Below are 4216 nucleotides of genomic sequence, written 5' to 3'. Positions count from 1 at the left end.
CTGCCTTTAAGCTATGGTTCGGGATAGATTCCGACGTCGAGTTGATGAAGCGGACATTTAAAAATTACTTTGGATTTTAAGCAGATAATTCAATGACGCTGGCCAATGCCGGCCGGCGTCATTGACCAGAGAAGTTAAGGGAGGTACTTCTTCATGAGGAGAAAATTTTCACTAGCACACCTTACGGTTTTAGAATGGACTCCGCCCGAGATGATATACAATGCGAAGTTAATAGGTTACGACTACGTGGGCATCAGAAGCATCTACATGGGGCTTCCAGGAGAGCCCAATTACGACCTGTCTAAAAGGGGCAGGTTATATCAGCTTACGAAGACGGCCCTCGAAGAGACGGGCGTTAAAATTCACGACATAGAGCTTGCAAAGATAGAGAAAGGACGAGACGTACTTTCCTACGAACCGGCTTTTGAGGTTGCTGCAGAACTAGGCGTTACAGATGTGATTAGCAGTATCTGGACGGATGATAAAGACTACTACCTAGATCAGTTTGTAAAGCTGTGCGATCTGGCAAAGCAATACAACCTCTTTGTCAATCTAGAGTTTGTGACATGGGCAGGCGTCAAAAATTTGAAGGAAGCCAAAGAGGTCATCAATACCGTGAAGCGGGATAATACGGGATATTTAATAGATACATTACATTTTTATCGCTCGAAGGTTAGTTTGTCCGAGCTCGATGACATACCTAAAGAAAAGTTTCGCATGGTGCATATCTGCGACGGCCCCAGTGAGATCCCGACAAATAAAGAAGACCTTGTGACTGTCGGCAGAGAGGGAAGATATTACGTAGGCGAAGGTGCAATTCCAATATATGATATAGTGAAAAAAATGGGAGACAGTGTCGTGCTATCATTGGAATTACCAAACGCACAGAAAGTACGAGATTACGGTTATACAGAACATGCGCGAAGGTGTTTGGAAACCGCAAGACATTACTTTAAAGCCAACGACACAAAGTGCCATTACAACTGAAAGGAAAGATAGTCAAAGTAAGCCGACACGTTAATGATCGAGAGGATTTGACCTCCAGAGAAGGATAACGGATAAAGGGGTGATATTAGCAATGGCTAAAGTTATCAATTGGTTGAATGAACATCTCGAGGAATATATTCTATGTAATTTGTTGGCCGTTATCTCCATAGTTATGATGTTGCAGGTGATTATGAGGTACGTTTTCAACGCTTCTTTGACGTGGGCTGAAGAACTTTGCCGCTACGCTTTTATATGGTCGGCTTTCGTTAGCATAGGCTACACAATTAGAGAGAAATCAATTTTAACCCTTACTTTCTTTGTTGATATATTGCCTAAAAAAATCAGCAAGGTTGTCACCATTCTGGCAAAATTGGTCACCGTAGCTTTTTTTGTAGTTGTATTTGTCTATTCGATTCCCATGGTAGAAAAGATATATCTTACCAATCAGACAAGTCCGGCAATGGGTGTTCCTATGTATATGGTGTATTTGTCAATTGCGGTAGGCTCCTTCTTGACGATAATACGCTCCATACAGGATTTAGTTGTAGCCATGAAAAGTCCTTGTAGTTAAGCAGCCTTTATCAGGCAGATTGGAGTGAGTTGACTTGTTGGCAGTTATAATGTTCGTCATCCTGTTGGTTGGACTTGCACTAGGGATTCCTATAGTGGTTTCTTTGGGCCTAGCCACCATTTTCCCGGGGGTTTTAAATCCCAATTTCGTCGGAAATATCAGCTTTGTCGTGCGGAATATGGTCAATGCCATCGATAGCACCCCCATATTGGCAATCCCGCTGTTCATTTTGTCTGGAGACATCATGACAAAGGGAAAAATATCCGACAAATTGTTTGATTTTTTCGCCTATTTCATTGGAAATAAGACAGCCGGAATGCCGATCACAGCGATCATTACATGCCTGTTTTACGGCGCAATTTCAGGTTCCGGCGTGGCAACGACCGCCGCAGTTGGGGGGATAGCTATACCTTTTTTGGTTTCTCTAGGGTACGATCCAGTTTACTGTGCGGCCCTAGTTGCGACTGCCGGATCCTTGGGCGTCATAATCCCTCCAAGCATTCCCTTCGTCACCTACGGTGTGGTTACCGGGGTATCGGTCGGTCACCTGTTCATTGCCGGAATTTTTCCGGGGATCCTCATCGGTCTGTCCTTGATGGTATATGCATATATATATGCAAAAAAGAAAGGCGAAAATAAGGAACTGATCCTTTCTAAATATAATCTGCTCAAAGGAAAGGGTTTTGCCAGGGTCTTTAAGGAAAGCTTTTGGGCTATATTGTCTCCCGTCATCATTCTAGGAGGTATCTACAGCGGAGTATTTACCCCAACCGAAGCTGCAGTAGTATCGGTGTTTTATTCGTTGCTGGTGTGTCTATTCATATACAAAACTTTAACGTTAAATGATGCCATGGGAATATTATCAAACACGGTCAAGTCTTACACGCCAATTGTTATCTTGCTCTCTCTGGCAATAGTATTTGGGCGCGTATTAGCACTTTTACAAGCTCCGGCTGCATTAAGGGATTTTGTCATAACGTATTTTGCCGGGAATAAGTTAGTGTTTTTGCTCGTGCTGAACATAATATTCTTCATCTTGGGGATGTTTATGGACGTAGGTCCCGTCATAGCGATATTGGCACCAATGTTGCTGCCTGTTGCTGTGGCGTTGGGCGTGAATCCTATTCACCTTGGCATAATCATGACGTGCAATTTGGCTATTGGCATGGTTACACCACCCTTTGGGGTGGACTTGTTTGTTGCAGCGCCGCTGATAAAGGAAGATGTCATGAAGGTAGGGATAAAGGCTATACCTTTTATCATTTCTTTCATAGTTGCACTGTTGATGATCACCTATATACCTCAAATTAGTCTTATACTGTTGCGATAGCATATAAAAAGGGGGGAGCGAATGGAAGCAAGTTTACTAAACATGAGGTTTTAGGGCGATTGGCTTTACTATAATTTGTTGGCAAAGGAGGAAGAGAAATGAAGCTAAGAGATAATGGAAAAAGAGTTATGTTGGCCATTATTGTCTTGTTGGGGTTTTTCATGTTAATCGGTCACAATACAAAAGTTGAGGCAGCTGCGCCTGCGGCAAAGCCGGAATATACATTGCAGCTAGCCGGAGCATATCCTTCGACTGGAGAAACGCCGAGAGCTTATGTCACACAAAAAATTAAAGAAATGATAGAAGAAAGATCGAATGGCAAGATAAAGGTCGAGATATACTTAGACAGTCAACTAGGCGGAGACAGAGAAATTCTAGAAGGGTGCCAGGTGGGCGGCATTGCTATGGTCTCACAAACTACAGCCCCACAAGTAACATTCATACCCGAACTTGCTGTTTTTGATATCCCAATGTTGTTCGATAATCTTGATATTGCAAGGGAAGCTTTATCGGGTTCGTTTAGAGAGAGCCTATCATCTTTGTATGAAAAGGCAGGCTTAAAGCTGCTTCTTTTCGAGCCTATTTACTATCGTGAGACGACAACCAACAGGCCGATCAAGACCCTCGGCGATTTTAAGGGCCTCAAGATCAGGACGATGGAAAATAAGTATCACCTTGCCTTTTGGAAAGCACTTGGAGCCAACCCGACGCCATTGAACTTTGCTGAGCTTTACATAGCTCTGCAGCAGGGGATAGTTGATGCACAGGAAAATCCCTATGAGATAGTCTGGTCCAGCAAGTTCTACGAGGTACAGAAATATCTTGTAAATACACATCATATTTGTTTCATACTCTCTATAGTCATGAATAAGGGCCTGTATGATAGCATGCCTGAGGAGTATCAAAAAATAGTTGATGATAGTATGAGGGATGCCGGTGACCTGCTCTTTGAAAACGCAAAAGCTAATAATGAAGAATTGTTGGCAAAAATAGTACAGCAAGGCATGACCGTAATAGAGCTTACAGATGATATGAAGCAGGGGATGGACAAAGTGGCAAAAGAAGTTGAGCAGATGGTCAGAAAGGACATTGGCGATAGCATCGTAGATGATCTGATGACGGCCATTATGGACACCAAACAGTAATTAAGAAGCGTTAATTAAAACGATTGACGCGTAATCGTATATGCCGCCCGAGTGATTAGGACTAGGGCGGCATATATTGAAAAGCGTTATTGGGCGATGTAATTCTGGTGCTTTCATTATCCTTGATGGAAGGAGGCAAACGCTGACATGAGAAGGTTACCTGGGCCTGTTGTTGTAGGGATA

At 43.1% G+C, this 4216-nt stretch carries 4 protein-coding genes; all 4 read left to right on the top strand.

Annotated elements, in window-relative coordinates; genetic code table 11:
• Nucleotides 1–153 precede the first annotated feature (153 nt).
• On the top strand, nt 154–987 hold the full coding sequence (locus Q7P41_RS08030) for a sugar phosphate isomerase/epimerase (RefSeq protein ID WP_303883334.1): 834 nt from the start codon (nt 154–156) through the stop codon (nt 985–987).
• A gap of 91 nt (nt 988–1078) precedes the next feature.
• Complete coding sequence (locus Q7P41_RS08025; RefSeq protein ID WP_303883333.1) at nt 1079–1558, top strand: TRAP transporter small permease; 480 nt, start codon at nt 1079–1081, stop codon at nt 1556–1558.
• Between the two features lie 34 nt (nt 1559–1592).
• Entirely contained in the window at nt 1593–2888 is a 1296-nt protein-coding gene (locus tag Q7P41_RS08020) for a TRAP transporter large permease (RefSeq protein WP_303883331.1), read from the top strand.
• A gap of 98 nt (nt 2889–2986) precedes the next feature.
• Nucleotides 2987–4033: a TRAP transporter substrate-binding protein gene (locus Q7P41_RS08015; protein WP_303883329.1), complete on the top strand. Its 1047-nt coding sequence runs from the start codon at nt 2987–2989 to the stop codon at nt 4031–4033.
• The last annotated feature ends 183 nt before the right edge of the window (nt 4034–4216 follow it).

The sequence above is a fragment of the Acetomicrobium mobile genome (assembly GCF_937920065.1).
The sequence above is the reverse complement of the archived record's forward strand: the minus strand, read 5'-3'. Positions and strand labels throughout refer to the sequence as shown.

Bases quoted from the DNA above. Each gene is read 5' to 3' on its own strand.
- Q7P41_RS08030 (WP_303883334.1), top strand. From the start codon at position 154: ATGAGGAGAAAATTTTCACTAGCACACCTTACGGTTTTAGAATGGACT.
- Q7P41_RS08025 (WP_303883333.1), top strand. From the start codon at position 1,079: ATGGCTAAAGTTATCAATTGGTTGAATGAACATCTCGAGGAATATATT.
- Q7P41_RS08015 (WP_303883329.1), top strand. From the start codon at position 2,987: ATGAAGCTAAGAGATAATGGAAAAAGAGTTATGTTGGCCATTATTGTC.